The organism is Hymenobacter psychrophilus (assembly GCF_900107135.1).
In the GTDB taxonomy this organism is placed as follows: Bacteria; Bacteroidota; Bacteroidia; order Cytophagales; family Hymenobacteraceae; genus Hymenobacter; species Hymenobacter psychrophilus.
Genome location: NZ_FNOV01000009.1, coordinates 136,770 through 163,760 on the forward strand (window position 1 = coordinate 136,770; position 26,991 = coordinate 163,760).

The 26,991-nt window shown below is 61.7% G+C and carries 23 protein-coding genes; 9 read left to right on the top strand and 14 right to left on the bottom strand.

Translation table 11 applies throughout. The features are described from left to right. Positions 1–249 precede the first annotated feature (249 nt). Together BLW21_RS14545 and BLW21_RS14550 are read right to left on the bottom strand one after the other, a co-directional pair. Positions 250–855, bottom strand: coding sequence for a HupE/UreJ family protein (locus BLW21_RS14545; protein ID WP_092741302.1), 606 nt, complete (start codon positions 853–855; stop codon positions 250–252). Between the two features lie 126 nt (positions 856–981). Continuing rightward, positions 982–4,875, bottom strand: coding sequence for a beta strand repeat-containing protein (locus BLW21_RS14550; RefSeq protein ID WP_092741304.1), 3,894 nt, complete (start codon positions 4,873–4,875; stop codon positions 982–984). A gap of 1,007 nt (positions 4,876–5,882) precedes the next feature. Here BLW21_RS14550 and BLW21_RS14555 point away from each other — a divergent pair. From BLW21_RS14555 to BLW21_RS14565, 3 genes are all read left to right on the top strand, one after another. Next, positions 5,883–6,455, top strand: a complete 573-nt coding sequence (locus tag BLW21_RS14555; RefSeq protein ID WP_092741306.1) for a hypothetical protein — start codon at positions 5,883–5,885, stop codon at positions 6,453–6,455. Between the two features lie 115 nt (positions 6,456–6,570). Further along, entirely contained in the window at positions 6,571–6,921 is a 351-nt protein-coding gene (locus BLW21_RS14560) for a DoxX family protein (protein ID WP_092741308.1), read from the top strand. After that, positions 6,918–7,268 (top strand): DoxX family protein, encoded by a 351-nt coding sequence (locus BLW21_RS14565; RefSeq protein WP_092741310.1) that lies wholly within the window; start codon positions 6,918–6,920, stop codon positions 7,266–7,268. The genes BLW21_RS14560 and BLW21_RS14565 overlap by 4 nt, the downstream gene beginning before the upstream one ends. Positions 7,269–7,351: 83 nt before the next feature. On the opposite strand, the gene BLW21_RS14570 is transcribed toward BLW21_RS14565, so the two are convergent. Next, a complete protein-coding gene (locus tag BLW21_RS14570; protein WP_092741312.1) occupies positions 7,352–8,359 on the bottom strand; it encodes an SMP-30/gluconolactonase/LRE family protein in 1,008 nt (335 codons plus the stop codon). Between the two features lie 747 nt (positions 8,360–9,106). Here BLW21_RS14570 and BLW21_RS14575 point away from each other — a divergent pair. Further along, a complete protein-coding gene (locus BLW21_RS14575; RefSeq protein ID WP_175470983.1) occupies positions 9,107–9,733 on the top strand; it encodes a hypothetical protein in 627 nt (208 codons plus the stop codon). A gap of 60 nt (positions 9,734–9,793) precedes the next feature. On the opposite strand, the gene clpB is transcribed toward BLW21_RS14575, so the two are convergent. Next, complete coding sequence (gene clpB, locus BLW21_RS14580; protein WP_092741316.1) at positions 9,794–12,409, bottom strand: ATP-dependent chaperone ClpB; 2,616 nt, start codon at positions 12,407–12,409, stop codon at positions 9,794–9,796. Between the two features lie 189 nt (positions 12,410–12,598). Between clpB and BLW21_RS14585 the strand changes: the two genes are divergently transcribed. After that, positions 12,599–13,468 (top strand): DUF4238 domain-containing protein, encoded by an 870-nt coding sequence (locus BLW21_RS14585; RefSeq protein WP_092741318.1) that lies wholly within the window; start codon positions 12,599–12,601, stop codon positions 13,466–13,468. Positions 13,469–13,741: 273 nt separating this feature from the next. Here the strand turns inward: BLW21_RS14585 and BLW21_RS14590 are convergent, their stop codons facing one another. The 4 genes from BLW21_RS14590 to BLW21_RS14605 all read right to left on the bottom strand — a co-directional run bounded on the left by BLW21_RS14590 (position 13,742) and on the right by BLW21_RS14605 (position 16,233). Then, positions 13,742–14,191, bottom strand: coding sequence for a type II toxin-antitoxin system VapC family toxin (locus BLW21_RS14590; protein ID WP_092741320.1), 450 nt, complete (start codon positions 14,189–14,191; stop codon positions 13,742–13,744). After that, positions 14,188–14,475: a hypothetical protein gene (locus BLW21_RS14595; protein ID WP_092741322.1), complete on the bottom strand. Its 288-nt coding sequence runs from the start codon at positions 14,473–14,475 to the stop codon at positions 14,188–14,190. The genes BLW21_RS14590 and BLW21_RS14595 overlap by 4 nt, the downstream gene beginning before the upstream one ends. Before the next feature lie 128 nt (positions 14,476–14,603). After that, a complete protein-coding gene (locus BLW21_RS14600; protein WP_092741324.1) occupies positions 14,604–15,005 on the bottom strand; it encodes an NUDIX hydrolase in 402 nt (133 codons plus the stop codon). A gap of 274 nt (positions 15,006–15,279) precedes the next feature. Continuing rightward, positions 15,280–16,233, bottom strand: a complete 954-nt coding sequence (locus tag BLW21_RS14605) for a 1-phosphofructokinase family hexose kinase (RefSeq protein ID WP_092741326.1) — start codon at positions 16,231–16,233, stop codon at positions 15,280–15,282. 250 nt (positions 16,234–16,483) lie between these two features. Between BLW21_RS14605 and BLW21_RS14610 the strand changes: the two genes are divergently transcribed. The 3 genes from BLW21_RS14610 (at position 16,484) to BLW21_RS14620 (ending at position 19,055) form a co-directional block, all read left to right on the top strand. Beyond that, complete coding sequence (locus tag BLW21_RS14610) at positions 16,484–17,656, top strand: extracellular catalytic domain type 1 short-chain-length polyhydroxyalkanoate depolymerase (protein ID WP_175470984.1); 1,173 nt, start codon at positions 16,484–16,486, stop codon at positions 17,654–17,656. Between the two features lie 243 nt (positions 17,657–17,899). Then, the gene (locus BLW21_RS14615) at positions 17,900–18,685 is read left to right on the top strand and encodes a HipA family kinase (protein WP_092741330.1); all 786 of its coding nucleotides are present in this window, start codon (positions 17,900–17,902) and stop codon (positions 18,683–18,685) included. Next, positions 18,672–19,055, top strand: a complete 384-nt coding sequence (locus BLW21_RS14620) for a DUF3037 domain-containing protein (RefSeq protein WP_092741332.1) — start codon at positions 18,672–18,674, stop codon at positions 19,053–19,055. The genes BLW21_RS14615 and BLW21_RS14620 overlap by 14 nt, the downstream gene beginning before the upstream one ends. Before the next feature lie 250 nt (positions 19,056–19,305). Here BLW21_RS14620 and BLW21_RS14625 read toward each other — a convergent pair whose 3' ends face one another. The 5 genes from BLW21_RS14625 to BLW21_RS14645 form a co-directional block, all read right to left on the bottom strand. After that, positions 19,306–19,869 (bottom strand): hypothetical protein, encoded by a 564-nt coding sequence (locus BLW21_RS14625; RefSeq protein ID WP_092741334.1) that lies wholly within the window; start codon positions 19,867–19,869, stop codon positions 19,306–19,308. A gap of 84 nt (positions 19,870–19,953) precedes the next feature. After that, the gene (locus tag BLW21_RS14630) at positions 19,954–20,886 is read right to left on the bottom strand and encodes a D-2-hydroxyacid dehydrogenase (protein WP_092741336.1); all 933 of its coding nucleotides are present in this window, start codon (positions 20,884–20,886) and stop codon (positions 19,954–19,956) included. Between the two features lie 54 nt (positions 20,887–20,940). Further along, positions 20,941–23,358, bottom strand: a complete 2,418-nt coding sequence (locus BLW21_RS14635) for an alpha/beta hydrolase family protein (RefSeq protein WP_092741338.1) — start codon at positions 23,356–23,358, stop codon at positions 20,941–20,943. 213 nt (positions 23,359–23,571) lie between these two features. Beyond that, a complete protein-coding gene (locus BLW21_RS14640) occupies positions 23,572–24,153 on the bottom strand; it encodes a nitroreductase family protein (protein WP_092741340.1) in 582 nt (193 codons plus the stop codon). Between the two features lie 132 nt (positions 24,154–24,285). Continuing rightward, on the bottom strand, positions 24,286–24,996 hold the full coding sequence (locus BLW21_RS14645; protein ID WP_092741342.1) for a pirin family protein: 711 nt from the start codon (positions 24,994–24,996) through the stop codon (positions 24,286–24,288). 148 nt (positions 24,997–25,144) lie between these two features. Between BLW21_RS14645 and BLW21_RS14650 the strand changes: the two genes are divergently transcribed. Further along, complete coding sequence (locus BLW21_RS14650; protein ID WP_092741344.1) at positions 25,145–26,050, top strand: glutamate--tRNA ligase family protein; 906 nt, start codon at positions 25,145–25,147, stop codon at positions 26,048–26,050. 168 nt (positions 26,051–26,218) lie between these two features. Here BLW21_RS14650 and nfi read toward each other — a convergent pair whose 3' ends face one another. Continuing rightward, positions 26,219–26,902, bottom strand: a complete 684-nt coding sequence (gene nfi / locus BLW21_RS14655) for a deoxyribonuclease V (RefSeq protein WP_092741346.1) — start codon at positions 26,900–26,902, stop codon at positions 26,219–26,221. Positions 26,903–26,991: the final 89 nt, after the last annotated feature.

Consider the following 26,991-nt stretch of genomic DNA (forward strand, 5'->3'; position numbering starts at 1 on the left):
GCAGGTGGGGGTTTGAGGGAGAAAGTTAGGCGTTTTTTGCGTCGGAAAGGGGCAACATATTCTCAATAGTTGCAGGGACTTCTAAAAATAGCACGTTAGGCCGAGCCTGCCGGGGTATCTCTGCCGCTTCTAGGCAGGCGTTGGGATTACCGCAACGGTAGAGATTCTTCAACTGCGCCTCCGGACCCTGGCTCCATGCGCCACATGCTCAGAATGACGTTCCTTCACTAACCACTAACCACCAACCACTCAGCCCAGCAGCAGCACCAGTGAAATGCCCAGGGCCGCGCCGCTGGTTACCAGCAGCCAGTCGCGGCGGGCTACGCCCAGCCCCCGGATCAGGCCGTAGCCCAGGGCCAGAATCAGCCCCACAATCAGCAGTTGGCCCAACTCGACGCCCACATTGAAACTGAACAACTCCACCACCGGCCGGCGCTGCGGGCCCAGCAGCTCGCGCAGGTAGCTCGAAAAGCCGAGGCCATGAATCAGGCCGAAGCCGACGGCCAGCAGATTGGGCAGCGCCAGCACCAGCGGCTGGCCGGCGGGGGCGGCGGGCTCGGGGCGGCGCAACGTAGCGCGGCCGGCTTGCATCAGGTTCAGCAGGCTGGTAAGGGCGATGGTTATCGGAATCAGCGTTTCAATCAGCCGGGGCGAGTAGTTCACCAAGTCGAGCGTAGCCAGGGCTAGCGTGAGCGAGTGGCCCAGCGTGAAGCTCGTAACCAGCAGCACCACTCGCCGCCAGTCGCGCAGCACATAGGGCGCGCACAGGGCCAGCAGAAACACCAGGTGGTCGTAGGCCTGCAGGCTGAAGATGTGGAAAAAGCCGAGCTGGAGGTAGGTCGTGAAAACAGACATGCGGGCGCCGGAAGCAATGAGTGGGCAAATATGCGAAACCCGGCCCGATCTGGCCTGAACGCAAAAAAAGGAGCCTGCCGACAAACGTCGGCAGGCTCCTTAACTATAGCCGGAAAACAGGTCAGGCTATTGCTTCACAATGCGACGTACATCCAGGCCGCCTTCGGTGCGGGCTTTCAGTACATACACGCCGTTGGGCAGCTGGCTCAGATCGAGTGGCTGCTCGAGGCGGCCGGCGGGCACCGAAAGGGTGCGCACCTGCTGGCCTACGGCGTTGTACACGGTCAGCTCCACAGCTTTATTGTAACCACCCAGCTTCACCGTCAGCAGGCCGTCGGTGGTAGGGTTGGGGTAGAGCTGCAGCGAAGAGCCGGCCAGCGGCTGGCTGCTCGACGTGACAACGAGCGGGGCCGAAGGCAGCGAGGTGCAGCCGGCCGCGTTGGTCGTCGTTACGGTGTAGGAGCCCAGTTGGGCCGCCGAGTTCACCACGTAAGTCGGGTTGGTAGCGCCGGCAATGGCCGTGCCGTTCAGCAACCACTGGTTGCCGGTTGCCGCGCTGCTCGTGAGCGTGGTAACGGGGCCGTTGTACTGCACCGACACCGTTGGCTGAGCCGGACGGGCGTTGATGGTTACGCTGAACGTGGCCGTAACGGCCGCGCAGGCACCCGAAGCAGCAACTGTGTTGGTTACCACATAGGTGCCGGCTGTGCTGGTGCTCAGGTTGATAACACCGGTAGCGCTGATAACCAGGCCAGTGGTGCTGCTGAACGTACCGGCCGAAGCGCCAGTAGCCAGCACCGGGCTGGGGTTGGTGGCGCCCACGCAGTAGTTTGCGCTGGCGTAGCTGAAGCCCGCCGTAGCCGGAGCCGTAATCGTTACGCTGAACGTAGCCGTAACCGTGGCGCAACCACCCGAGGCGGCTACCGTGTTGGTTACCACATAGGTGCCGGGCGTGCTGGTGCCGGGTGTAATAGCACCGGTGGCGGCATCAAGGCTCAGGCCCGTCGTGCTGCTGAAGGTGCCAGCCGTAGCGCCGGTAGTCAGCACGGGTACCCGCGTGCCGGTGTTGGAGGTGCAGAACGCGGTGCTGGCGTAGCTAAAGCCAGCCGTGGCCGGGGCCGTAACCGTTACGCTGAACGTGGCCGACGAGGGGCAGTTGCCACCCACGCTGTAGGTGACCACGTAGGTGCCGGTTGTGCTGGCGGCCAAGTCGATTACGCCGGTGGTGGCGTTGATGACCAAACCCGTCGTGCTGCTGAACGTGCCGCCGGCCGTGCCCGTGATGGTGGGCGTGGGGTTGGTGCCGCTCTGGCAGAAAGTAGCGCTGGCGTAGGTGAACGTGGCCGTAGTGGCCGGGTTCACGGTTACCGTTACCGGGGCCGAGTACACCGTGCGGCCATCGGCCGTCGTGAGCACAGCCCGGAAGGTGGTCGTAACGGTCAGGTTGGTGAAGGTGTAGGTCGAGCCAGTGTTGGTACCGGCCACGGCTACAAAGCCGTTGCCCGAATCAGCCTCGTAGCCCGTTACGGTGCCGGTGTTGCCGGTCAAAGTAATGGTACCCGTGTTCGAGCCGGCACACACTGCGGCAACCGACGAGGTCAGCGTACCGCCTTCGGTGTTAGCCAGCACGAAGAAATCGTTGCCGGGCGTCAGGTCCTGGGTGGAGATGATGCCGGTAGTAGGCACCGTGGCTGGTGCGCCGCCGAGGCTGGCGTAGCTGCCGCCAGCCGTGGCGGCCTGCGCTACTACGGTCGTGGCCGGGGCGCCAAGTACATCATCGGTGCCGTAGCTCAGCTGCATGCGGGCCGTAGCCGGCAGGGCCGCCGAATTTTGCAGGCGCACGTAGCGGGTGGGGTTCAAACTCGAAAGCCCGCCCGAGAGCGTGCCACCGGTAGCAGCCTTAACAACCGTAGCCGTGAAAAGCTGGCTGGCAGTTGTTGTAATTCCAGTTACCACCACCGGCCGCCAGCCGGCCGCGTCGCCCACGGCGAAGGTGCGATTTACAGCCGTAGTACTGTTAACAAATAAGCCCAATGGTCCATTCACATAACTAATGGCCGAGCCAGTCGGGATAACTGGGGCAGCCGAGCCAATAATAACCGTATTGGCGGCCGAAGTAGTCAGGATCCCGTTGGTCAGTACCAGAGAAGAGGTAGTAGAACCCCCAACTAGCAAGTTGCCACCGGCCACTGTAACACCCGATGGGTTGTTGATTACCACCACATCTGTAAGGCGGTTAGTTGGTACCTCCAGGCCTGTCGTGCGGTTGGTAGTTTCCGAGTTGTAAATAAGCTGGTAGCCGCCGTTGCCGATGTTGAAAGTTGGGGCCGATGTGAAGGAACCACTCGTTGTCGTGTTGCCCGTTACGCCAATCTGAACCGCAAAGAAAATGGCTGAGCCGTCGCCGATGGTCAGGTTACTGGTGCCATTCAGATTGCCCGTAAACAGGTTCACGCGCGTGACCACCAGGGGTACATTCAGCGTCAGGCCGCCCCCGTCGTTATCTAACGTAAGGGAGCGGATGGTAGTGAAGATACCTGTGCCACCCACCGTCTGGGGTACGCTGCCCGCGAAGTAAATGGTGCTGTTGGCAGCGGTGCCCGTGAGTGTGCCGTTGTTGGCGATAGTCGCCCCAAACTGGAGCAGCAACTGGCCGTTCAGATTCAGCGTCGCACCGGCCGTAACCAGCGTTGTACCATACACGTTGGTCTGGCCCTGCATCAAGGCGCTCTTGGGGTTGGTCGTGTTATCGACGGTCAGGTTTGGAAACGAGCCGCGAATGCGGAAATCGAAGTTGGTGGCCGTAGCAGCCGTGCCCACGTTCACGGTGCCACCCGTGAAATTATAGGTGCCCGCCACGTAGTAGTCGAGCGGCGTGGTGGCCGTGCTGCGCTGCACCAAGTTGATGACGCCCCCCGAAACATTGCTGACCCCATTGATGCCGAACGAGGGCGTACCGGAGGCATTACCCACGTTGGCCACGTTAATGGTTCCGCCGCTGAGCGTGAACGTAGTAGCGGCCGCAGCGGTGGCCGACGTGAAGGAGGTAACGCGTCCGGCCGAAGTCAGTACGCCCCCTTCCACGGTTAAAACCGAAGCCGTACCCAGGGTGAGGGAGTTGCCGGCCGCCGTGCCCACGTTATAAGCGCCCGCCGAAATCCGCAACAAGCCGCTTACAGTGGCCGAGCCGGTCTGGCCTGCCACCGTAAAATTGGAGTTGTTCAGCCAGAAGCCGCCAGTGGCCGGAATAACATAGGACGCCGCGTTGCCAAATACCTTGTTGCTGATAGTCGCCGTGCCCGAAATTTTCAGGGTGCCGGTCATGTCGTCGGCCGGCGTAGCGCCCGTGGTGCGCGTCAGCAGAAACCCGTCGCCGGTGCTCGTGCTGCCTTTCACCGACAGCGTGGGCAGGTCCAGTTCTACTACGTCGGCCCGCACTGCTTTGGCCAGCGTCAGGCTTTGCAGGTCGGTGATACCCGAACCGCCGAACGTAGCATTGCCCGCGCCGGTGAAGCGCAAGTCGGAACCAATGGCGGGGTCGGCGCTCAGGTCGAGCGTGCCGTTGTTGGTTACGTTGCCGCCCACTGCTAGGCTGTAGCTGGTAGTGGCCGAATTGAGCAGCGAGCCGGTGGCGGCTACCGTTAGCGAAGCCGCACTGGCTGCCACGTCGAGCGTTACCGTTGCGCCCGCCACAATGGTCACATCGTCGGTAGCCGTTGGCACGGTGCCACCCACCCAGGAGGCGGGGTCGCTCCAGTTACCGCCCGTGGCGGTGGAGGAAATGGCGGCCAGTGGCGCGCGGCGCGCACGTCGGGGCGCAACGACTGGAGCCGCAACCTGGACCGATGGTGCGGGCAGCGTTACGCGGGTGGCTGTTTCGACTGGCTTAAGCAGCGGACGCTGCTGAGCACTGGTAGGCAGCGCCGGCAACAGGCCCAGCGTTAGCAGCAGCGCCGGCCGCCAGCCAGCCAGCAGCTGTACGGCCGGCGTGGCCGGCGAAGAAAGTAAGGTTTTTGCCATGCAGACAAATGGGAAAATGGGAGAAAGGAATACGCCGTCGGCCAACCGGCCGCCGGTAAACTATTGCCGGCTCACGCAGCGCTACCCGGGCTTAGCGGGCGGCCACAACGGAACTGCTGCCCGCCAATTTGATTGGCGGGCGAAAGGTGAATGGGTGAGAGGTGCTGAATTGTACTAAGCCAATCGGCGATAAGTAATGTGGATAGGGGCTTAAACTTGCCCAATATCCGGATTATAATGTGTTCTACAACTATTGCTTTACGATTGATTGCGTATTTTTTTTGGGCTTATTGAGAAGGCTGCCGTTAACTGCGCCCGCAAGTTGTCAGATCTGTCAGAAAACGGCTCTTACGCCTAACTATTAGTGTTTTGTCGGCACCAGTTGATGCTCATTGCAGCGCTGCCATGCGCCGGTGCCGTTCGGGACTGGACTCCGCCAGCGTTCCGTCTGTGCGAAGAGGAAATCAGTGGCCCGACCAAAGGACGCCGCCGCCGGATTTATTCGCAGCAGAATGGTTCGGGGCTTCCGGTTGTAAATAGGATATTTAGGCGGTGTTAGCATTGGAGAAAAATCCTATATTGCCCCTGTTTCTTGATCTGTGTTGCTCTGCTCAATTAGCGCGGCGGTTCCGCTAAAGCTCATTTTTCAGACGGTTTCGACCCAAAGTTCTTATAGCCTCGCCAATGCTGTCTTCAAGTAGAAGCTGCGCAGTCATTATCTTTAAAACAATACGCCCAAGTGGTCATCAGCTTCTATGGCCGGCCGCAGGGGGAAGGGCGCATCCGGATAGCCGCCGGCCGCCCCAGGTTGTTACCTGAAGGCTCATCAGTGGCGGTGACAGTACCAACTCCACGGCATGATTGTCGACCAGCAAGGGCCGCGTGTTGGCGCCATCCTGCTTGCGCCATCCCCGATTCCAGGCTACGAAACAGGCAAGCCGGCGGCGCTTTTCAACCGGCCCACTGTTCAGTACAAAACGGTTCCCAACGTTCCTACCACATAACCTATGCGTTTCTGCCTGTTGCTTATCCTACTGCTTTGGGCCGCCAGTGCAGGCCACGCGCAAACCAGTATCAGCCCCCAACTTTCGCTCCCAGCCAACCCGGCCGCTGCCCTGGCTGCCTCCCCCGATGCGGGCGCGGTGCTGCTCTTTAATGGCTGGTACCTGCCCCGCTACCAGCCCCGTGCGGGTGTGGCCGATACCACCGGGGCGTTGCTGAGCCTTTTTCGCAAGCGCCGCTATGCTGGCTGGCTGTACTCCGTACCACTTATTGCCGGGCTGTCGCTCACCTTCCCGCTCTCCTCGACTGACCGCTACGGCCAAACCCATGTAGCTGACGAGGCCATTTCGCCTCCACTGGGCGTTGTGGTTCTGGTGGGTACCGTGGCCGGTTTCATTGCCCACGCCGCTAAGTTCAATAAGGCCCACCTGCTGGCCACCGCTAAGGCCTACGTCGCCGGTCAGCCGGTTCCGGCCAAATACCGCAGCCAGCTAAACGACCGCCATTTTGCCGAGGCTGCCTACCTGCGCGAAGTTCTGCGGCAGCAAATGGGCCCCGAGCAACCAGTGCGACCATAGGCACCGGAGGCGACGGTTTCTTTCGCAGCCAGCGGCGCCTGGCATAACTAATAGAGTGCTTTGGAGTTGCTAACCTACCGGGGCTTGCTATCCGGCAGCACCCGAAGCAACTGCCATGGACACTTTAGTTATTCTTGCGCAACTTATTATTGCGGCCTCCATTATTATTGTATGGGTTTTTCGGTTCGATAATATTGTGCTGGAATTCAAACAGTACGGCCTGCCCGATTTAGTGCGTAATATGGTTGGCGCTACCAAAATAGCCCTGGCCACGTTGCTGGTGGCGGGCATCTGGTACCCGCAGCTAGTGCTGGTGCCGGCCCTGCTGATGGCCGCGCTGATGGTATGTGCGCAGTTGGCCCACATTAAAGTGCGCAACCCGTTCATCAAGTACGTGCCGTCGTTTGTGCTGCTGCTACTGTCGCTTTTCGTGGCTGCCGCGCATGCCGGACTGATTAACGCATGAGCACGTTCACACTGCTGCTCATCTGGCTTTCCAGCCTGTCGTTCCTGGGCTACGGAATAGGCTACTTCGTGTCCCCCAAGCTTCAGGAGGAATTCAAGCGCTTTGGGTTGGCCAAATTCGGCCCTCTTACGGGCGCGCTGGAAATCCTGGGGGCCGTGGGGCTGCTGCTGGGCCTCTGGGTGCCGCTGATTCTGCTGCTCGCCTCCGCGGGCCTCACGCTGCTGATGCTGCTGGGGTTTGGCGTCCGGCTGAAGATAAAGGACGGCTTCTGGGCCTCACTGCCATCGTTCCTGTTCATGCTGTTGAATGCCTACATCTTCTACGAGGCGCTGCGGGTGTACCAGTAGGCGGAGGGCTGTGGCTGCTTAGGCTCACAAAAAGCCCCGCCGGCACAAGGCCGACGGGGCTTTTTGTGGAGCCGCAGTGCCGTTTAAAACTTGGCCTTCGTGATGGCAAACCGTGGCGAGGTGGCTTGGTAGGGATAGAGCACGTAAGCATCCGCATCGCTGCGGCGCGTAATAGTCGTTGGGCTTACCGGGCCAGTAGCGAAACTGCCGCTGGCCGTAGTACTGGCCCAGCCATCAGTGCTCGTCAGGCGGAACACGGTAGTCTGGCTACCCGACACGAGCAGCAGGGTTTGCGGGTTGAGCAGCAGCAGGCCATCGGCTCCCACCAGACTTTGAGTGGTGGTGACGCGCGTGAATGTTTTAGGGGTAGCAAGCGGCACCTTGAACAACGTGCCGTCGTTGGCCTTGGCCACAATTAGATAACCGTCGGGATGAAACACCAGACCATTCAGGCCGAAGCCGGTGCCACCGCTTAGTTGCGGGTCTTCCAGAAATACAGAGGCTGTGCCCTGCAAGTCAACCTTATAGATGATGGGCGCGAAGCTGTCGGTGATGTAGGCATTACCCTGGGCGTCCACGGCAATATCGTTGGCAAAGTGGTTGACACCCGGGCGCAGCGCCCCCAGATCAATGTAGGAGGTGAGACTGCCCGTGCTGGCGTTGAAAATGGCCAAAGCAGCCAGTTTGCGCAGGGTAGCGGCCGAGGTGCGCGTAGCATTACCCCCGGCGTCGGACACGGCGGCCAGCAAGCGGTTCCGGCTGGCGTCGAGGTGCAAGCCAATGGTGGAAACCAGGCGTGCGTCGTCGGCCAACTGCGTGTAGGTGCTGTCGTCCTTCACGGTGCCAATGCGGCCCTGCGTGCGCGAGCTCACGATAAACCGCTTGTTGGCCTCATCCCACTGAATACCCTCGGGATGCAAAGCGGCCTGCCGTACCGTCAGGAATTCGGGGGAGGCGGGGGCGGTTACCATGTCGTCGTCGTCGGAGCAGCCGGGCAGTACGGTGGCCAGGCCGATGGCCAGTATGGCGAGCCGCAAAAAGCGCGGTAGCGTCAATCGGCGGGCAGGGTTGATCGGAAGCAGGTGAGCCATTGAGCAAAGGTTACGTACTGATTTACAGTGAGCCAGGTATACGGGTTGCCACCCAAAAAGGATAACGCCCCCGGATGTTTATATGACGTGCATACGGGCCGCGCAACTTGCGGGGAGGGTGTAGCCGCTAGCTGCTGCAGGTATTCTGAGGTCAACACCGCCGCGCTCCGGCGGTGCGGACGGGCGTGCTTTGTTGGTTCGTTGCTTGAGGCAGAGGCCGCCAACAAGTTTGCCGGCTTTCTAGGTTGGGCGAAGACACCGCGGCCGAATGGGCGGCGGCGGACCCCGGCAGCGACGGTGGGCCAGGAGCGGTTGGTGCCACTATTCGCACTGAGGTGGCGGTTTGGCAGTTGTGGCATAAGTGAGGCGATAGGGGATACTGTGCTTTTCGCACAACAGGTATATTTGCCCGTTTCCTATGTGGCCTCCCGCTTTATGACTAGATACCTATTCCATTTTTTTGGCCTCCTGAGCCTGACCCTGCTGCTGCTGCTCAGCCCCAACGCCGAAGCCCAGCAGTATCCCTCACCGGCTTCCCGCATCCCCTACGTATCCCTGGATTCGCCGTCCGGCTTCACCCGGGCGGATACCGCCCGTGCCATCCGGCGCCTGTTCCGAAGCCGGCGCGGGGGAGGCATTGGCTGGCTGGCGTTGGGCACAAGTAGTATACTCGCTTCGACCCTGCCGGCTCAGCAGTCTACCAGTGCGGGCGTCTGGACGCCTGGGGTAGCGGCGGGTTCCGCTTTTATGCTCATCGGGCTGAATAAACGCATTCAGTTCCGCCCCGGCCAGGAGCAGCAGGTATTGCGCGAACTGGCAGCTACCGGCCGACTCGCTCCCAACATAGCGCGTCGTTTGCGGGGTAAATTCAAGGTTACGAAAGGAATTGCTTCTGACTACAATCCCTTGCTGGCGGAAGGTGTAGCACCTGCAATTGCCCCCACCAGCGCGCCGCCGCCATCCGATACCACCCAGGTTCAGGTCGCGGGCCTGCCGCAACAACTCGGCACCTCTACTGCGCCTGCCCTGGCGCAGGAAATGGCCTATTCCGATACATTACGCGCAATTTCCCGGCTGTTTGAGCGTCGTCGCCGGGGTGGTGGAGTGTGGGCCGGCGGCGGCTTAAGCAGCGCCCTGGTATTAGCCGTCAGCCTGGCCAGCCCCAATGCCGACGCTGGCTCTGTAAGCGGTGGTGGCCTGGCAGCACTTTTGGGAGGGTTTGTTGTTGCTCCGGTTGCCATCGGCATTGCGAATTTTAGCGCTTACAATCCCCAACGGCAGGAAGAGGTCGAACGGAACTACCGCGCTGGCCAGCCGCTGCCAAAGAAACTCCGGGACAGATTAAAAAAGAAGGATTTACAGCCCTACGATTAACCAAAAAGCCCCGCCGGCACAATGCCAGCGGGGCTTTCCCATTCACAAACAAACCAAAACCTACACGGCGGGCATCTCTACGTTGTTGAAGCGGATCTGGCCGTCTTCGAGTATGGCTTCCACCACGGCGTCCTTGCTCACGCGGTCCGAGAGGATGTCCTTGCTCAGCTCGTTGAGCACCAAACGCTGGATAACGCGCTTGAGCGGCCGGGCCCCGAAGGTGGGGTCGAAGCCCTGCTCGCCGAGGAAGTCGAGCACCTCGTCGGTGGCTTCGAGGCGGATGCCGGCTTCCTCGAGGCGCTGCTGGATCTGGCGGAACTGGATGTCCACGATTTTGCGGATTTCCTTGCGCTTGAGGGGCTGGAACATCACGATTTCGTCGATGCGGTTCAGGAACTCGGGGCGCATGTGCTGCTTGAGGCGCTCCACCACTTCGTTGCGGGTGCGGTCCACCACTTCCTCGTGGTTGTACTCGTTCAGCTCCTTGAAATTGTGCTGAATGATGTCGGCCCCCGTGTTCGAGGTCATGATGATGATGGTGTTCTTGAAGTTCGCCACCCGGCCCTTGTTGTCGGTGAGGCGGCCGTCGTCGAGCACTTGCAGCAGGATGTTGAACACGTCGGGGTGGGCCTTCTCGATTTCGTCGAGCAGCACTACCGAGTAGGGCTTGCGGCGCACGGCCTCCGTGAGCTGGCCGCCCTCGTCGTAGCCCACGTAGCCGGGAGGCGCCCCGATGAGGCGTGATACGGCGTGGCGCTCCTGAAACTCGCTCATGTCGATGCGCACCATGGCGTTTTCATCGTTGAACAGGTACTCGGCCAGGGCCTTGGCCAGTTCGGTTTTGCCCACGCCGGTGGTGCCCAGGAAAATAAACGAGCCGATGGGCCGCTTGGGGTCCTGGAGGCCGGCCCGGGAGCGGCGCACGGCGTCGCTGATGGCGGCAATGGCTTCGCTCTGGCCGGCTACGCGCTTGCCCAACTCGGCTTCCAAGCTCAGCAGCTTCTCGCGGTCCGATTGCAGCATCTTGTTCACCGGAATGCCGGTCCACTTGGCCACCACCTCGGCAATGTCCTCATGGGTGACCACTTCCTGGAGCATTGAGCCGCCTTCCTTGCCCTTATCGGCTTCGGCCTGGGCCTGCAGCTCCTTGAGGCGGGCTTCGGCTTCCTGAATCTTGCCGTAGCGCAGCTCGGCTACGCGGCCGTAGTCGCCCTGGCGCTCGGCCTGGTCGGCTTCCAGCTTGAAGCGCTCAATATTCTCCTTTTCGGTCTGGATGCCGGTGAGGGCCGCTTTCTCGTTTTCCCACTGGGCCTTCAGCTCGTCGCGGCGCGAGCTCAAGTCGGCAATATCCTTGTTGAGCACGGCCTCGCGGTCGTGGTTTTCCTCGCGACGGATGGCCTCGCGCTCAATTTCCAGCTGCATGATGCGGCGCAGAATCTCATCCAGCTCCACGGGCATGGAGTTGAGTTCGATGCGCAGCTTGGCGGCGGCCTCGTCCATAAGGTCGATGGCCTTGTCGGGCAGGAAACGGTCGGTGATGTAGCGCGAGCTCAGCTCGACGGCGGCAATGACGGCGTCGTCGGTGATGCGCACGCCGTGGTGGAGCTCGTACTTCTCCTTGATGCCGCGCATGATGCTGATGGCGTCCGCAATGGTCGGCTCATCCACCATCACGGCCTGGAAACGGCGCTCCAGGGCCTTGTCCTTCTCGATGTACTTCTGGTATTCCTTGAGCGTGGTGGCCCCGATGGCGTGCAGCTCGCCGCGCGCCAGGGCGGGCTTAAGCAGGTTGGCGGCATCCATGGCGCCCTCGCCCCCGCCGCCGGCCCCGATGAGGGTGTGCATCTCGTCAATGAAGAGCACAATCTGGCCGTCGGAATCGGTCACTTCCTTGATGACGGCCTTGAGGCGCTCCTCAAACTCGCCCTTGTACTTGGCCCCTGCTACCAGCAGGCCCATGTCGAGGCTCATGATGACTTTGTCGCGCAGGTTTTCGGGCACGTCGCCGGCCACGATGCGCTGGGCCAGGCCCTCCACGATGGCGGTTTTGCCCACGCCGGGCTCGCCGAGCAGCACGGGGTTGTTTTTGGTGCGGCGCGAGAGGATTTGCAGCACGCGGCGGATTTCCTCGTCGCGGCCAATCACGGGGTCCATCTTGCCGCGCCGCACCTGCTCGTTGAGGTTCACGGCGTAGCGGTTGAGGCTCTGGTACTGGTCTTCGGCGCTCTGGCTCGTGACTTTGCGCCCGCCGCGCAGCTCTTGGATGGCGGCCTTGAGGTCCTTGCCGTTAAAACCGGTGTCTTTGAGCAGGGTGGCCACGGCATCTTTACCGCCGAGGATGCCCAGCAGCAGGTGCTCGACGGACACGAACTCGTCGCCCATGTCCTTCATTGCGGCGGTAGCGCGCTGCACGGCGGCGGCGGCCTCGTTGGCGAAGTAGGGCGAGCCGCCGCTCACCTTGGGGTAGGCGGCCACTAGGGTATCGAGGCGCGGCGTGAGAATATTAAGGTTGGCGCCCAGCTTATTGGCCAGAAACGAGAAGACGCTTTCGTCGCTCCGGAAGAGGCCCTTCAGTAAATGGCCCGTTTCAACGGCCTGCTGCTGGTTGCCCCCGGCTATTTCGGTGGCCTTCTGCACGGCCTCCTGTGCCTTGATGGTGAAGTTTTTAAAGTCCATTTTGGTTAGTCGCTAGTTGGGTGCTTCGGGTGAGGAAGTGGCTACGAAGGGACTAGCAAATGGGGTGCGCAAGTGGTTTTTCGGACTTTTTGGCGAATATTACGAATGTTCAGAAAATAAATCAGTCAGAATGACATTGTATTTATTGCTTCCGTAGAATAAATCTCATACATTCAGAAATCTCTTTTTATGTCAACTAATTCTAAAAAGCATCATTATCTTCCTCAATTCTATCTAAGAGGTTTCACTGATGAAAAAGGATTCTTTACTGTTTATGATAAGAAATTAGATATATTTAGACGAAGCCGGCCTGAAAACAATTTCTATGAGAAGAATAAAAACTTAATCGATATACATGGGGAGAAAAGTCTCTTTATTGAAAATATGTATTCTCATTTAGAATCTACGTTAGCCCCCGTTGTTGCTTTGATAGAGAATTCCAGTCATAAAGACAGGATTTTGAGTTCTGATATAATAGTTAGACTTAAGTTCTTTGTCGAAATAATGAGATGGCGTAATCCTGCTTTAGACGATGTATATAAGACCATTGTTCGGCGAATGAAAATCGAGGATTTTGGTTTGAATGTAGTTAGTAATAACGAGGAGAAATCCAAGGAAATCGAAGAGATTATGATGCAAGAGCCTGTAGTATGGCAAATGCTACGTCCATTTATGGCTGCAATGGGTCTAGGCTCTATGACTAACGAATCCTATGATGCCAACAAATGGAATATAACTTATCAGGAAGGAGGATTTCCTATTCTTGGCGATTTCCCTATCATATTTAATCCTGCTACTATTGCTGATAATATTAATGGTGAATTTATATTTCCATTGTCATCGCAAAGAACAGTTATTTATTCAAAAACTAATGGCCTTAAACAGTTGCCTGACATGTTTTCTATCGATAAAGACCTTGCTCAGATACATCTCGCTAAAAGATTTGTGTGTTGTAAGAGAGGAGAATATTTAAAATTTATGATTAGCTTATATAAAAAAGACAAACATGAGTTTACAGATAAATTTTTCGAAAATATATTCTTAGCTGTTAATAGATAGTTAATATAGATAGAAATTACATGCTGAATAATACCAATAACAGGTGGGACATGGATTACATATTGCCAGTCTATTTCCCTGCCCGTCCGCCTGCCGCCCAGCTCCGCGAAGTGGCAACTGTTGCAAGTGGCTAGGGAGGGGGCAAAGTACAGATGCTAAACTAGGGCAGAATCCTGAGCTTCGCCTAGGTGGCGGGTATGGCGGGCGGCGGTGGCGGCCATGGGGCAGAAGCTCTAGTTTCTTCAGCGGCGGGGGCAGCGGGCGGGGGGGCGGTTACTTTGCGTTGACCGATTCGTCGGCGGCCTGCTGCTCGGCAACCCAGTCTTCCAAGGCAAGGCCTAGTATATCAGCAAAATGCCGCGTGTTGCGCGTTACCAACGTCAGCCCAAATGCCAGCGCCGTGCTGCCAATGAGCATATCGAACTCGCCTTGTAGCCGACCGATGCGCTTCAACTGTGCTTTTTGCGCCGCATAAGTTTCTAGAACGTCTGCAAGGGCCAGCCGGCGGGTTTTGGGAAAGAGACGCAGAAACTTGTCTAGTTTCAGGCGGTTGCTGGCCTGCCGGTCAGGGGCGCTATTGGCGATGCCATAGAGCAATTCAGCAATCGTCAGTTCACTGATGAAGCAGTTGCGTAGGCCCACTTGTTCGACCTTGTTATCAAGGTCGAAGTCGCCCTTCATCAAGTGGATGCAGATATTAGTATCGAGCAGATAGCGGCTCATAGGTCCACTTCACGCGGCTGGTCTTGGCGGTCGGCGTAGATGCGGCGCACCATTTCCTCACCGCTCTCCTCCGATTTCCACGAACCGAATACCTCGTGCAGCAAACGGTTCTGCTCTGCCTCTGATAGGTCTTCGCTCCCTCCCGCTTCTGGCAGCGCTACTTCGCCTGGCAGGCGCTGCTTGCCCCGAAACTTGGCAACCAAGCCTTGAGGAATGCTTTGCAGCCAATGAAGAGCGGCAGCAGCTTGCTCATCCGGAACCTCCAATTCTATTGCGAATTTCATACTACTAAGCTACGGAAAAGCTGGGGTATCGTTTTAGCGGCGCGGGCGGCAGTTGGGGCGGTCGTAGGGTAGAAGCTGTGGTATAGTGCCAGCGGCGGGGGCAGCGGCCCAACCGATTGCCCGGGCAGTTAGGCCAGCAGTTCGCCCCGCTCGTGCAGCCAGTCGAAAATCAGCTGGTCGACGGCCGAAACCTGGGGGCGGTGGCGGTAGGTGAGCCAGACAACTTCCTCGATTTCGGCGGCGGGTTGCAGCGTGCCGGTGTAGGCGGCTGCGTAAAGCGTCATCTGCACCAGCACATCGGGGGCGTGGCCGTGGGCAGGGGCCGTGAACACGCCGCGCGGGTGCAGGCTGGTGGGCAGCAGTTCCACGGTTAGTTCCTCCCGGATTTCGCGCAACAGCGTCTGGGCGTCGGTTTCGCCGGGCTTGCGCTTGCCGCCGGGCAGGTAGTACCGGTCTTTGCCCCGGCTGCGGGTGCTGAGCACGCGGCCCTCGGGCAGGTGCAGCCAGGCTATCTTGTCGATGAGCGGCATGGCAATGGTTAGGAGCAGCGCACTACGAAGTAGGCCACCGCCGCTACCAGCGCCACCGAGCCGAAGCGTAGCGCCAGAAACACCCAGGCGGGCAGTTCGGGTTTTTTAGGAGGGTAGGACATGGCGGGGGAGGTATGGTAGAGATATACAGAACGTCATGCTGAGCTTGTCGAAGCATCTCTACCGCTTCGTTGCAATGGTAATCCAACGAAGCGGTAGAGATGCTTCGACAAGCTCAGCATGACGTTCTATTCTGACAACTAACAACTAACAACTATGCCCCAACCGCTGCCGGCATGGTTTGCAGCAGCCACTGGTAGAGGCGGTCCACATCGGCTTTGCGGAACAGCTCGGTGCCGGGGTTCATGGTGGCGGCCGTGCCGCAGGCTACGCCTAGGCGGGCCGTTTCGCGCAGGCTGCGGCCCTCGCTCAGGCCATGTACCAGGCCGGCTACCATGCTGTCGCCGGCGCCCACGGTGCTGCGTTTTTTTACCGACGGTGCGGGCACGTAATCGGCGCCCTCGGCCGATACCACGCAGGCCCCCTGAGGGCCCATAGATACCACCACGATTTCGCACTTGCCGGCCTGCACCAGCTGCCGGGCGGCCCCGGCTACGGCCTGGCTGTCGAGCTCTTCCACGCCCTGCATTTTGCTGAGCTCGCCCACATTGGGCTTGGCCAGGTACACGCCCGCATCGAGTAGCGCCGCCAGGGCCGGGCCCGAGGTGTCGGCCACCACTTTCACGCCCAGCTCGCGGGCGGCGCGGGCAATGCGGGCCAGCAGCTCGGGCTCGACGCCGGGCGGCAGGCTGCCGCTGATGACTAGAAACTCGGGCGGCTCGGGGAGCTCCTGCAGCGCCTGCAGCACCTGCTGCTGCTCTTCGGGCCGTAGCGGGGTGCCGGGCATTCCAAAGCGGTACTGCTGGCTGGTGGAGGCATCGACCACGATGAAGTTCTCGCGGGTCCAGCCCTCCACCTCAATGGGGTGCTGCTCGATGTGCTCGTCGCTCAGCAGCTGGCGCAGCAACTGGCCGCTGGGGCCGCCCACCGGGAACACGGCCACCGAGTTGGAACCCAGCCGCCGCAGTGCCCGGCTCACGTTGATGCCACCGCCGCCGGGCTCGAACCTGGGCGCTTCGCAACGCAGCTTTTGGTCGGGGATAATATGGTCGGCGGTGGTGCTTTTATCCACCGTGGGGTTGAGCGTGAGCGTGACGATGCGGGCCATAGGCGAGAGAGTGATAGAAACAGGAGAATGACGTAGGGGCTTGTCGCCGCCCGCCGTTGAACGACCACCGTCGGACGATTACCGCTGGAGCGGCGGGCAGGGGCAAGTGCCGCCCCTACGTCGTTCTTGAAAGGCGCAACTCGTACCAACGGCCAAACATAGCACGAGTTTTCGCGTCTAGTATAGAACCGCCGTGTTGGCCGCCCCCCGCATGGCGGCGGTACCGTCCCTTTTTCCTTCTTTCCTTATGATGCGTCCACTACTCCTGCTGACGGGCCTGTTGCTGGCCCTCGCGCCCCGGGCCCAAGCCCAACGAACCATCACCGGCTCCATCCGCTTCGAAGGCGCAGTGCGCGACTACCGCCTCTACGTGCCCAAGGCCTACGACGGCACCCGGCCTGTGCCGCTGCTGCTCAACCTGCACGGCTTCGGCTCCAACGCCGCCGAGCAGGAGCAGTACGGCGACTTCCGCGCCATTGCCGACACGGCCAATTTCCTCATCGTGCACCCCAACGGCACGCTGGCCCCCACCGGCCAGCGGTTCTGGAACACGTTTCTGCCCTATGCCGCCGGCGGCCCCGACGATGTGGGCTTCCTCGGCGCCCTCATCGACTCCATCAGCGCTCAGTACCGCGTTAATCCGCAGCGGCTGTACAGCACCGGCATGAGCAACGGCGGTTTCATGAGCTACGAGCTGGCCTGCCGGCTCAACAGCCGCATTGCCGCCATTGCCTCGGTAACCGGCAGCATGATAACCAGCCACCTGGCCGACTGCGCCCCCGTGCGGGCGGTGCCGGTGCTGGAGATCCACGGCACTGCCGACGGCACCGTGCCCTACGAGGGCAACGGCACCTTCGTGCCCATTCCGGAGCTGATGGCCGCCTGGGCGCAGCGCAACGGCTGCAGCCCCACGCCCGTCATCACCCAGGTGCCCAACACCAATACCACCGACGGCAGCACGGCCGAGCGGCAGGTCTTCAGTGGCGGACGCAACGGCAGCGTGGTCGAACACTACCGCATCATTGGGGGCGGCCACACCTGGCCCGGCGCGCCGGTCAACATCGGCGTCACCAACCGCGACATTGATGCCAGCAAAGTAGTCTGGCAGTTTCTGCGCCGCTACCAGCTCGGCGGACTGCTTACGGCCACGGCTCCGGCCACGCTGCGCAACTCGGCCGGGCTGCTGCTGGCTCCCAACCCAGCCCGCAACCAGGTCAGCATCCGCTCGACGCTGGGCCCGCTGGAAACCAGCCGGGTGCGCGTTTCCGATGCTGCGGGCCGCACCGTGCCCGCCACTTTCCGGCGCGGCCCCGATGGCAGCCTGCTGCTCTCTACGACCGGCTGGGCCGCTGGCAGCTACTGGCTGCGGGCCGAAGTAAAAGGCCAGACGCTGTACCGGCAGCTGGTGAAAGCGGCCGAGTAAAACCGAGCGTCAGGCAGCGCGCAGCGAAGAATCTCGCGGGCTGATGTTAGCTTACTATCTGCTGTAGCGCGAACTTTGTAGTTCGCGTCCGGGCGCCGATGAAGCCAGTTGAACGGCGCCCGGACGCGAACTACAAAGTTCGCGCTACAGGCAACGGCGTAACGTCAGTTACTGTAACAACGTCAGCATACGTTATTCTTCGCTGCGCGCTGCCTGACGCTCCTGCAATCCTAAACGTAAATTATGCCTGAGCTTGCTTTGCGCACCGTGGAGGTGACGCGTTACGTGGTGCCACTGCGCGAAGGTGGCTCGCTGCCCGCGCTGGTAGAGGCCGACGACAACTTTCTGTACGTGCTCAAGTTCCGGGGGGCGGGGCAGGGGCTGAAGGCGCTCATTGCCGAGCTGGTGGTGGGCGAGCTGGCCCGGCAATTGGGTTTGCGCATGCCCGAGCTGGTGTTCGTCAACCTCAACGAAGCCTTCGGCCGCACCGAGCCCGACGAGGAAATCCAGGATTTGCTGCGCTTCAGCACCGGCCTGAACCTGGGCCTACACTTTCTGGCCGGCGCCGGCACCTTCGACCCGCTGCTGCTCGACATCGAGCCCCAACTGGCCTCGCTTATTGTGTGGCTGGACTGCCTGACGCTGAACGTCGACCGCACGGCCCGCAACACCAACCTGCTCATGTGGCACCGCGAACTGTGGCTCATCGACCACGGCGCGGCCCTGTACGTGCACCACGCCGGAGCCGGTTGGGCGGCGCCCAGGCCGCGGCCGTTTCCGCAGGTGAAAGACCACGTGCTGCTGCCCCAGGCCACCGAGCTGCCCTGGGCCGACGCCGAAGGCCGCGCCCGCCTCACGCCCGCCGTTATCGAGGCCATTGTGGCCCTGGTGCCCGACGACTGGCTGCAGGAACCCGATGTGCCGGCTGCCGAGCAGCGGGCCCGGTACGTGCAGTTCCTCACGGCCCGCCTTGCCGATTCCGCCACCTTCGTTGCCGAAGCTGAAGCCGCCCGCCATGCACTTGTTTGAGTATGCCGTGCTGCGGGTGGTGCCCCGCGTAGAGCGCGAAGAATTCCTGAACGTGGGCGTGATTCTGTACTGCGCCTCCCAGGGCTTCCTGGAAACCCGCTGCCAGCTGCCCGAAGCACGCCTGCAGGCCTTTGCGGGCCCCGCGCACCAGCTGGATTTCGACGACCTGCGGGCCCGGCTGCGAGCCTTCGAGCGCATTTGCGCGGGTCGGCGTGAGGGCGGGCCCATCGGGCAGTTTGCCGTGGCCTCGCGCTTCCGCTGGCTCACGGCCACCCGTAGCACCGTTGTGCAAACCTCGCCCGTGCACCCCGGCCTCTGCCACGACCCGGCCGCCACACTGGAGCAGCTCTACCGCCAACTGGTGCTCTGAGTACCGGCATCGGCTGCAAAGCCGCCAGTCAGGCATTGAAAGCCGTCTGAGTTGGTTGGTTGCAGAAGGTAGAGACGTCTAGTTGCGTCTCGTCGTTGAACAAAACAGGCCCGATGAGCAGCCGGTAAGACGCAACTAGGCGTCTCTACATCCTTCCAGCGCGCCTCTTCGGCTGATTCAAAGAGCCTTTTAGCAGCCGAAGTGCGAAGGCGCGACTAGGTTGCCCGCTACTGAACTGCCAGCCAGCAAATCAGGCGGAGGTTTGCGGGGCCAGCTGTTGCAGCATGCGGAGCAGTAACTTGTACAGCTCCCGCAACTGCTCCGGCTCAACCACGGCCCGCTCCAGGCTAAACGTGAGCAGCAGCGGCGCGTCGGGCGCAGCCGAGTCGGGAGCCAGCGTGAAACGGGCCGAGGGGTGGTGCAGCAGTGTCTGATGCACAGCTGAGTCGGCGAGCAGGCGGCGCAGGGTGTTGGCGTCGTTGGTGGTGATGATGAACGCCTGGTCCAGCTCGGCGTAGCCCAACTCCACGTCTTCCAGGCCCAGCAGCTTACCGATTTCGTGCACCCAGTCCTGCTCGTGCAGGGCGAAGCGCAGGGCCGGCTGGCCGGGTACTACAGCCCGGAGGGTAGTCAGCTCATAGCCGCCCTCGAAGCCGCCGCCCAAATCAATATCCAGCTCTAGCCGCACCCGGTAAGGGGGCTGGCAGAGGTCGACGCGGTAGTCGAACAGGTCGGGTTGGCTAGCCATATCGGTGGCTACCTGCGCCCAAAGGTCGGGTTCGGAGTCGGCGGTGAACGTACGGATGGTTTCCATGGGCAGCAGCTGGATAACGGATGAAAAGATCTGTTCTTCCTACTCTGCCGCCCGCTCCGGGGTTGTGCGCCCCCCGGCCCGCGGCTAATAGCCGCGACCCAGTGTTACTGCATTTTCCAGCGGCTCGCCCCGCTGCCAGTGGCCCAGGTTGCGCAGAAATACCTTCATACGGTCGGCTTCTTCTTCGGGGTAGCCACCGCCGGTGTGCTGGGTGAGCAGCACCTGCGGCAGACCCCAGAGCGGGTTGTCAGACGGCAGCGGCTCCTGGGCCGTTACGTCGAGCACGGCCCCGGCCAGGCGGCCGGCCTGCAGGGCAGCCAGCAGAGCCGGCTCGTCGGTAGTCGAGCCCCGGCCCACGCTGGCGTACAGGGCGTGCGGGGGCAGGGCGGCCAGCAACTCGGCCGATACGTAGCCGGTGGCGCTGCCCGGCAGGCAGTTTACCACAATATCGGTGGCGGGCAGGGTGGCCAGTACTTCGGCGTGGGTATGCAACTGGGCCTGCGGGTCGGTGCGGGCCACAAACTGCACCGCGCACCCAAAGCCGACAAGCTGCTGGGCCACCGCCAGCCCGATGCTGCCGCGGCCTAGCACCAGCACCCGCCGGCCCCGTAGCACCCCCAGCCGCTGCCGGAACGCGCCCCCTTCCCAATGCCGCCGGGTTTGCCACACGGCCAGCTGAGGCACTCCGCGCAGTAGCGCCAGCAGCCCGGCTACCATCGTTTCGGCGCAGGGCCAGGCAAATAGGTCGCCCATGTTGGCCACCAGAAAATCTGGCCGTAGCTCTTGGTACTGATGAATGCCGGCCGAATCTATCTGCCAGAACCGGAGCTGGGGTGGCAGCGGCGTGAGCCAGGAGGCGGGTGGGTTGCCCAGCAGCAGCCCGGCCGTTTGCAGCGCCGCCGGTGGTTGGGCGCTGTGCCGGTCGGTGGCAAACTCAACGTCGAGGCCGGCCGGTAGCTGCCGGGTAAGCTCGGCGCGGGCAGCGGCCGAGAAATCAGAATAAACAAATAGGTGCATACGCCCCTATACTACCCGCTACGGCCGTGAGGTTGCACCGGGCGCAACTCAGTTTTACTTGGAGGTAGTGGGTAGGGTGGTTGTCGGTTGCGAAGCTGCGGTGGGCTTGATGTAGGTATCGAACCAGGTATTCATTTGGGCCAGCAGCTGCATCAACGATTCGCGGGCCGTGTAGCCGTGGGTCTCGCCGGGCAGCGTGGCGTAGCTCACGCCCTTGCCGCCCAGGCGCTGTAACTCGCTGTAAAGCTGCTCGGTGCGGGTTGCCAGGCTGGCTGGCACACCTTCGAAACCGGCGGGCAACACCAGCAGTGGCCGGCGCAGCGTATCGGGCAGGCTGAAGGGGGGCACCAGCACATCGGCGTAGCCCAGTACAGGCCCGGGCAGGGCCAGTGGCTGCTCCTCGCCAGGCAGCCGCATGGGCAATGGCTGGTTGTGCAGGCCGGTCAGCACGATGCCGGCCTTGAACAAGCGCGAGTCCGCCAGCAGGCTGGTGGCCAGCAAGGCCCCCGGACCCTGGCCCACCACCACCAGCCGGGATGTATCAATAAGACCCAGGCGGCGACCTTCTGCCAGCGCCGCGCCCGTGGCCTGGGTCAGCTGCTGGGTGTAGGCAGCCGGGGTTACTGCGTTGTTGGCAGGAAATGTTGGCAGGGCTACGTCCTGCAGCACGGCGTAGCCCTGGGCCGTCCAGTACAGGGGCGAGCCCCAGCCGTAGCGGGCAAACGAGTGCCGGGAGCCGCGCACCTGGCCAGTGGCGGTGCTGTCATGGAACACGGCCGGACTAACCTCCATAATAGTAGGCAGCGGGCCGTCGCTGGTCTGGTAGCCGGCCGGCAGGTAAAGCGTAGCCGTAAGCGGGCGGCCGTCGGGCCGCTGATAACGTATTGGCTGCGGGCGGGGCAAGCTGCCCAGGCCCGCGTAGGGGTCGGCGAACTGGGTGATGGCGACCAGCTTCGGGCCGGTGCGCAGGTAGTAGTTGGGCGACTGCTGGTCGGATTCGCGCCGCGTGATAAAGATGCGCTTCGCCGGATCGACAATGGCTACGGGCAACTCATAGTATGGCGCTTCGGAACGCCACCAGCGCAGGCTGGCGCGGGTGCGCACGTTCAACTCATCTACGAAGGGCCGGTCGCCCTCGCCCGATGCCCCTGCTCCGAAAAGGTACACGCCCGTGCCGCTGCGGTCGGTGAGCAACACCCGCCGGCCCTGGGCGTTGGGCCGCAGTACCAGGGTGCCCGGGTGGGCGTAGGCATCCCGGGCCGAATATGTGAGCAGCGGTGCCTGCAGGGTTTTGGTGGCCACATCCAGCGGCCAGATGAACTGTCGGCGGTCGGTCAGGCGCATTCCTTCGACCAGCGTCAGCTGCTCGCTGCTCCAGTACATACGCTTAAAGCGCACCGGCAGGGCCACCAGCTGGCGGCCCGGCTCCTCGAAAGGGGCGGCCAGCGTTAGAAGCTGGTCGCGCACCGGGGCCACCTGGGCCGGGTTGCCGCCATCGCGGGCTTCCACCCAAAATAGGGTATTGGGGGCATCCTCGCGCCAGCTAAACTCGCGTGGTCCGGTCGGTACGGCATCCGGACCGGCAGGCAGCGAGTCGACGGCAGGCAACTCGGCCAGCTGCTTATCCAGCAGCCCATCCACGGCCAGTACCTGCACCCGCTGCGGGAAACGGTCGAGCGGCAGCGTGTTGGGGTAGGGGCGGTGGTAGGTGCGCACCAGCACAAAGCGGCCATCGGGCGAGGGCGAGGCCTGGCCAATCAGGCCTGGCTGGCCCAGTGGGGCCATGCGCCCATCAAGGCCTACCCGCACCACCTGGCTCAGGGCGTAGTAGCCGAGTATCTGCTCGTCGAGCGGGGTTCCAACGGGGTACTCGTAGCGGCGGCGGACCTCGGCCGGCGCTGCTACCGGTGCGGCGCCCCGGCCGCCCACTACGGCTCTTACAATCAGCGTTTTGCTGTCGGAAATCCACTCGTAGGGCATGCCCAGCGCCCCGTTCAGGAAGATGTTGGGTATCAGCCGTGCCGAGGCCGAGGCGACATCGACGACCCACAGCTCCAGATGGTCACGGGTACTATGGGTGAAGGCTATCTTCGTGTTATCGGGCGACCATTGCAGGTTGTTGATGCGGGCGTTAGCCGGCAGGCCCTGCACCAGCAGCTCCAGGCCTTTGGGCAACTGCCGCAGCCGTAACGCCCGCACATGGGCTGCGCGGCTACGGCTGTTAACGGCCGTGTTGATGCGCAGCCCGGCCAAGCGCAGCTCGGACTGGCTCTGGTCTAGCACCGTGGGGCGCTCCTGCATATCGAGCTGCAACAGCCATTCGGCGTTGGGCGAGAAGCTGACCCGGGGAATGGGTGGCGCATCGGCCAGCGCCACCAGGGGGCGGGGCGGTAGCTGGTAGGGTAGTAACTGGGCCAAAATCGGACCCGCCGTCAGGGCGCTCAGCGCCAACGCTAAAATCTGTACTTTCATCGTAAAAGCCACTCACCAGAATATACCGACAAAAAACGGCAGATTTCGCCGGATTCGCTAATGGATTGAATAAATAGCTAGCTGTCATAGTTTTATATTATTCCAGATAAGCGTTTAAATGAAAAACAAAAGCCCCACCAGATTGGCGGGGCTTGTAAATGCGGAACAAGAAATAGTAATTAACTGCGAAAGTACTGGCTGCTGGCTGGTGAGTTAGCTGGGCAATTGGCCAGGAAAGGCGAAAGCAGCAACCGAGCGGCGCTGGCGCGGGGCCTGCTCGCGGCTCAGGAAAGGCTCGTCTAATTGCTCCGCCCGGCCCAGGTAGCCCAGGGCCATTATCACTACGGGCTGCAGGTTGGCAGGTAGCCCGAATGCCTCCCGGGCTTTGTCGGCATCGAAGCCGCCCATAAAGTGGCCGTGCAGACCCAGGGCCGTAGCCTCCAGAATCAGATGGCTGTTGGCCATGCCCAAGTCGTGGAGGGCGGCCGCGTTGGGCGTGTCGTTGGAAAAAGTGGTTTTGGCCAGCGCCAGCACCAATACCGGCGCGTGGCGGGCCCAGGGTTGGTTGCCGGGCAGCAGGCAGTCGAACAGCTGCCGGAAGGCTGCCTCATCGGCCCGGTGGGCGTAGAGGTAGCGCCAGGGCTGCTCGTTCATGGCGCTGGGGGCCCAGGCGGCGGCTTCGAAGAGTTGCTGCAGCGCCTGCTCGGGCACCGGCTGGTCGGCAAAAGCCCGGGGGCTCCAGCGCTGCCGGATAACGTCGAGCACGGGGAAGGTGGTAGTGGCAGTTCTGCTCATAAATTGGTGCTTTGCGATGGCTGCTCCCGGGGGCGCTGATTTTTCCGGTTGGGGCATTCTGCCCGATGGAGGCGCTGACTGGCCAGTTGCTGTAAACCAACAGCGCTACAGCCAATCAGCGCCAGCCGAACCTTAGCGCATCGGTATTTCCATCAGCAGCAGCTGGGTGTCAGTATCAGCCTTGATGGCTACCGACTTGGTTTCCCACAGGCCAAACCCGTCGCGGCGCTGCAGGGCCTGGCCGGCCACGGTGGCTTTTCCTTCCAGCACAAATACATACAGGCCGTTGCCCTCTTTTTTCAGCTGGTAGTCGGCCGCGTGGCCGGCGTCCAGGTCGGCGCGGTGAAACCAGGCCTGCTGGTGCACCCACACGCCGGCATCGTCGGGCGAGGGCGAGAGTACCTGCTGAAACTGGTTGTGCCGGCCCTCGGCCGCGAAGTGCTGCTGGTCGTAGCGGGGGGCCACGTTGCGCTGATCGGGGAAAAGCCAGATTTGCAGAAACCGTACTTCCTCCGTGCTGCTGTGGTTTTTTTCGCTGTGCGCAATGCCCGTGCCCGCGCTCATCACCTGCACATCGCCGGGCCGGATGAGGCCGTGGTTGCCAGCGTTGTCGCCGTGCTCCAACGTGCCGCCGAGCGGAATGCTGATGATTTCCATGTTGTCGTGGGGGTGAGCTCCGAAGCCCCGACCGCCGGCCACAATGTCGTCGTTGAGCACCCGGAGTACGCCGAAGTGCATGCGCTCGGGATTGTGGTAGCCGCCGAAGCTAAAGCTGTGGTGGGAGTCGAGCCAGCCGTGGTTGGCGTGGCCTCGCGAGTCGGCCGGGTGCAGAACGGTTTTCATAAGAAACAGGAGCTAGAAGAGTTGATGATGCAAATATATGTACATACATCGATTATGGCAAAAATAGTTTCCTTAACGAGAAGGTGTGCTAACGTAAGCCCGCTTGCAGCCGCTATGCGTACTTTGCCATCGTCAGCTTTCCTGCCCTATGCGCCAGTTTCCGTCTGCTCCTGTTGTTTCGCGGCTCGCGCCCACGCCCAGCGGGTTTCTGCATCTGGGCAACGCGGTCAACTTCACGCTTACCTGGCTACTTACACGCCGGGCCGGCGGCACGCTGCACCTGCGCATCGACGACTTGGACCGCGCCCGGTTCCGGCCTGTTTATCTGGCCAACATCTTTCAAACCCTAACCTGGCTGGGCCTCGATTACGACCACGGCCCCAGTGGCCCCGACGATTTCGAGCGCCATTATTCGCAGCAGCCCCGCCTGGCCGAGTACGAGGCCGTGTTGCAGACTGCCCGCGCTGCCCACCCGGCGCTTTTCTACGCCTGCGGCTGCTCGCGCACCGCGCTGGCCCGCGCCGCCGCGCCCAACGGCCACTACCCCGGCACCTGCCAGACATTGGAGCTGCCTTTCGATGCGCCCACCATTGCCTGGCGGGCCCGCGTGCCGCCCGCCACTACAGTAACGTGGCCCGATTTAGCGCAGGGTCCGCAAACCGTGGCGCTGGCTCGGGCACTGGGCGATTTTGTGGTGCGCAAAAAGGATGGCGCCGCGGCGTACCAGGTGGCATCGGTGGTGGATGACCAGCGACTGGGCGTGAACTTCATTGTGCGGGGCCAGGACTTGCGGGCCAGCACGGCGGCTCAGCTGTGGCTGGCCGGCTTGCTTCCGGACCATGCTGGTTTCGCCCAAACCCAGTTTCTGCACCACGGCCTGCTACTGGATGTGGCCGGCCAAAAACTCTCTAAATCAACCCAAACCAGCCAGCAGCGCGGTATTCTGGCCGAAGCCGGCTCGCCCCAACTTGTATATGGCACCGTGGCTGCGCTGCTGGGGCTGCCGCCGGGAGCGGGAGAATCGTTGGCGGAACTGGTAGCTGCCGCTGAGTGAGGCCAGTGCATTCCGCAAGCAGCCATAAAACGTGGTTCTGAGCGTGGCGAAGAATCTCCCGCTTCGTTGAATTTTTGTCTAAACGAAGCGGCACAGATTCTTCGCCACGCTCAGAATGACGTACCATCACTGTTCACTGTTCACTGTTCACTGTTCACTGTTCACTGTTCACAACTCCTTTTTGAACTCCTCGGCCCAGTGGTCGGCGAGGCGGGTGGGTTCGGGTAGTTTGTAGCCGCGCAGGCAGGCCAGCGTGAGGCGAGTGGCGGTAGCCTGGTCGCACAGGTGGCCGGGGCTCACGAACAGCGGCTTCACCTTGTCTTTGCTGCGGATGACCTGGCCCAGCAGCTCGCCGCTTTTATCGGTGAGCGGCGTAATGCTGCCCTTGGTGAGGGCGGGCTCCTCGTAGAGGCCCGTGAGGCGCTGCTTGGCTACTCCGAATGTAGGTACATCCAGTTCAACCCCCAAGTGGGCTGCAATGCCCATGCGGCGCGGGTGGGCAATGCCGTGGCCATCAACCATGATAATATCGGGCTGGCGGCGCAGCTTGGCGTAGGCCCGCAGCAGGTTGGGCGCTTCGCGGAACGAAAGCAGCCCCGGAATGTAGGGTAGCGGTACGGGCCCAACGTGGTACACTTTCTCGATGAACCCCAATGAAGGCAGCTCCAGCACCACAAACACCGACAGCACCGTATCGGGGGTCGGGAATGAGGAGTCGCAGCCGGCAATGTAGCGCAGCTCGCCGGCGGGTGGCGCCAAGCGCACCTGATTGCGCAGTTGGTCCTGCAGTTGGGTAAACTCGCGTACCAGCTGCGGGTCGGGGGCGGGGCCGGGGGGGCGGAAGTAGGCCATGAAAAGGAGGTGCGGGGTGAATCGGTTGTACTGCCTGCGCGGGCGCGGGGTTGCCCCAGAATACGCCCCCGTCCGTTTCGGGCGGGCCT